Below are 3,158 nucleotides of genomic sequence, written 5' to 3'. Positions count from 1 at the left end.
CCCAGTCGGCACCAGCAGCCAGCGCCAGCGCCAGCGCCGCTGCGACGGTATCGCCGGCCCCGGAGACGTCGCGCACCTTGACCGGCAGCGCCGGCACGTGGATCGAACCGCCCTCCCGCATCACCAGCGTCATGCCGCGCTCGCCCTGTGTCACCAGCATCGCCTCGCAATCGGCGAGGACCATCGCATCGGGCGCGGCCTGCGCGATGCTGTCCTGGCTGTCGGCGCGGCTGCGGGTCGCCTCGGCAAATTCCTTCCGGTTCGGCGTCAACACGGTCGCGCCGCGATAGATCGCGAGGTTGGCGCTCTTCGGATCGACGATCACGCGCTTGCCCGCCTGGCGCGCGGCGTCGATCACATTGCGGATCACGCGCGCGGTCAGCACGCCCTTGGCATAGTCGGACAGCAGCACGATGTCGGCGCGCGCAAGGTGCGGCAGGATCGCGTCGATCAGCTGCTGCTCGATGGCGGGGGCGGCCGGCGCGGCCAGCTCCCAATCGGAGCGCAGCATGTGGGTCGAGAATTGTTCGGAGACGAAGCGCACCTTGCGCGTGGTCGGACGCGCGTCGTCGCGTACCAGCACGGTCTCGATCCCCACCTCTTTCGCCAGCGCCTCGGTCAACACCGTGCCGGCGGCATCCTCGCCGATCAGGCCGACGAAAATGCAGCGGCCGCCAAGCGCGGCGATATTGCGCGCGACGTTGCCGGCGCCGCCGATATTGATCTCGCTGCGCCTGACCGCGATCACCGGCGCCGGCGCCTCCGGCGAGATCCGCGACACCTCGCCATAGACGAACTCGTCGAGCATGAGGTCGCCGACGCAGAGCACGGTCTGGCCGGACATTGCACGCGAGATCGCTTCAAAATCGAACATCAGTCACCGTCATCCGCTCTAGCGATAGCGATCCGCGCGATCGAGAAAGCCGTTCACATAGGCTCCGACCGCGTCTTCCAACTGCGTAAAACCGCCATTGTATCCGGCGCGCCCGAGACGATCGACGACGCTCTGGGTGAAATATTGGTAACTGCCGCGAATCTGCTCGGGCATGTCGACATACTGGATGTTCGGCTTCAGGCCGAGCGCGGCATAGGCCGAGACGATCAGGTCCTTGAAGCTCCGCGCCGTGCCGGTGCCGACATTGAAGAGGCCGGAGACCCGCGGCGTCGCGACCAGCCACATCATCACCCGCACGACGTCGTCGACATAGATGAAGTCGCGGCGCTGATCGCCATCGGCGATGCCCTCGCGATGCGACTTGAACAGCTGCACGACGCGGCCCGCCTTGATGTCGTCGAAGCGGCGCGCCAGCACGCTCATCATCGTGCCCTTGTGATATTCATTCGGGCCGAACACGTTGAAGAATTTCAGCCCCGCCCATTGCGGCGGCAGGGGTTCGCCTTTCGCAGCGCGCTCGGCGACGGCGAGGTCGAACAGGTTCTTGCTCCAGCCATACAGGTTCATCGGCCGCAGACGCTTCAACGCCTCCACTGAACCGTCGTCGTCAAAACCCTGGTCGCCGTCGCCATAGGTGGCCGCCGACGAGGCATAGATCAGCGGGGTTCCGGTCGCGGTGCACCAGTCGAGCAGCCGCATCGAGAGACGGAAATTGGTCTCGATCACCAGATCGCCGTCGGTCGCGGTGGTCTCCGAGATGGCACCGAGATGGAGGACGGCATCAAGCCGCCGGCCCTGCAGCCAAGCCATTAACTCGGCCGGCGGCACGAAATCGGCGATCCGGCGCTTGGCCAGGTTCCGCCATTTGCCGTCGTTCCCAAGAATGTCGCAGACCGCCACGTCGCTGCGTCCGGCGTCATTCAACGCGGCCACGACGTTCGATCCGATAAAACCGGCGCCCCCGGTTACCAGAAACATGATGAAATCCCGCCAGATTCCTTTGCAGCCGCCAGCTTTGCCCCACTCCCGCGCCACAGGCAACGACGGCTTTACCTCACATCGCGAACCGGTTACCGACTTGGCCGCGCCGATCCGGCTTTGGCCTGTTTAGAAATGAATATTGATTCAATATCTGACATCGAAACGCAGGATACCGAGGATACCAGACCCATCCTCGTCGTGCCCTATGTTTGGATCGGCGATTTCGTGCGCGGCCACACCGTGGTCAGGGTGCTCCGCAAGCGCTGGCCCAACCGGCCGGTCGACCTCCTGACCAGCCGGCTTTGCGCCGCTTTGGTGGATTATATGCCCGGGGTCCGTGCCGGTGTCGTGTTCGATCTGCCGCGCAGCCGGCTGGCACTGGCCCGGCAGCGGGCGCTGGCAGCCGAGTTTCGGAAGCGGAACTACGCCACCGCGCTGGTGCTGCCGCGCACCTGGAAGGCGGCCATCGCGCCGGCCCTGGCGGGCATCCCGGAGCGGGTCGGCTTCTTCGGTGAGGCGCGGTTCGGCCTGATCAACGCCATGCGATGGGGCGAGAAGAAGCAGCCGCGCTTCATCGACAAGAACGCCATCCTGGCGCTGCCCGATGGCACTCCGCGCCCGCCCGAATGGCCGGTGCCACAGCTGCGGGTTCCCACCGACGAGGTCGGCCGATGGCGGCAGGCCAACGGCCTCGGCACCGGTCCGGCCATCGCACTCGGACCCGGCTCGGTCGGGGTCTCGAAACGCTGGACCTATTATCCTGAAGCCGCCCGGCTGTTCGCCGAACACGGCTTCGACGTCTGGGTGGTCGGCGGCCCCGGCGAGAAGGCGCTGGCGCAGGAGATCGCCGCTGTCGGCGGCGCGCGGGTCCGCGATCTCACCGGCACCGATCTGCGCAACGGCGTGCTGGCGATGGCCGCGGCCAGCGTCGCTGTGACCAACGACTCCGGGCTGATGCACATCGCAGCCGCGATCGGCACCCCGACCATGGGCATCTTCGGCCCGACCGATCCCTATCTCTGGTCGCCCCTCAACGGCCTCGCCGCCACGGTGCGGCAGACCAAAAGCAAGCTGCCGTGCCAGCCGTGCCAGCGCACGGTCTGCACCATGAACGACCATCGCTGCATGCGCGACATCGCCCCCGAAGACATCGTGGGGATCGCCGAGCGCGTGCTGGCTCAGATCAGCGCGCGATAGACCTTAGCGATCGCGTTCGCCTCCGCATCGAGGCTGAACTTATCCACAACTCGTTGGCGCGCCCGCGCCCCCATCGCCGCGGCCG

General features: G+C 66.5%; 3 protein-coding genes. 1 reads left to right on the top strand and 2 read right to left on the bottom strand.

What is annotated here, in order from left to right; all coding sequences use genetic code 11:
* Both H8B02_RS46435 and rfaD read right to left on the bottom strand, forming a co-directional pair.
* Positions 1 to 874, bottom strand: an 874-nt coding sequence (locus tag H8B02_RS46435) for a PfkB family carbohydrate kinase (protein WP_229172398.1), incomplete at its 3' end; no start/stop codon positions are given.
* Between the two features lie 18 nt (positions 875 to 892).
* Positions 893 to 1,873, bottom strand: coding sequence for an ADP-glyceromanno-heptose 6-epimerase (gene rfaD / locus H8B02_RS46430; protein ID WP_229172397.1), 981 nt, complete (start codon positions 1,871 to 1,873; stop codon positions 893 to 895).
* 135 nt (positions 1,874 to 2,008) lie between these two features.
* On the opposite strand from rfaD, the gene waaF reads away from it, so the two are divergent.
* Positions 2,009 to 3,073, top strand: a complete 1,065-nt coding sequence (waaF, locus tag H8B02_RS46425) for a lipopolysaccharide heptosyltransferase II (RefSeq protein ID WP_229172396.1) — start codon at positions 2,009 to 2,011, stop codon at positions 3,071 to 3,073.
* The last annotated feature ends 85 nt before the right edge of the window (positions 3,074 to 3,158 follow it).

It is taken from the genome of Bradyrhizobium altum, from assembly GCF_020889705.1.
Taxonomy (GTDB): domain Bacteria; phylum Pseudomonadota; class Alphaproteobacteria; order Rhizobiales; family Xanthobacteraceae; genus Bradyrhizobium; species Bradyrhizobium altum.
The sequence above is the reverse complement of the archived record's forward strand: the minus strand, read 5'-3'. Positions and strand labels throughout refer to the sequence as shown.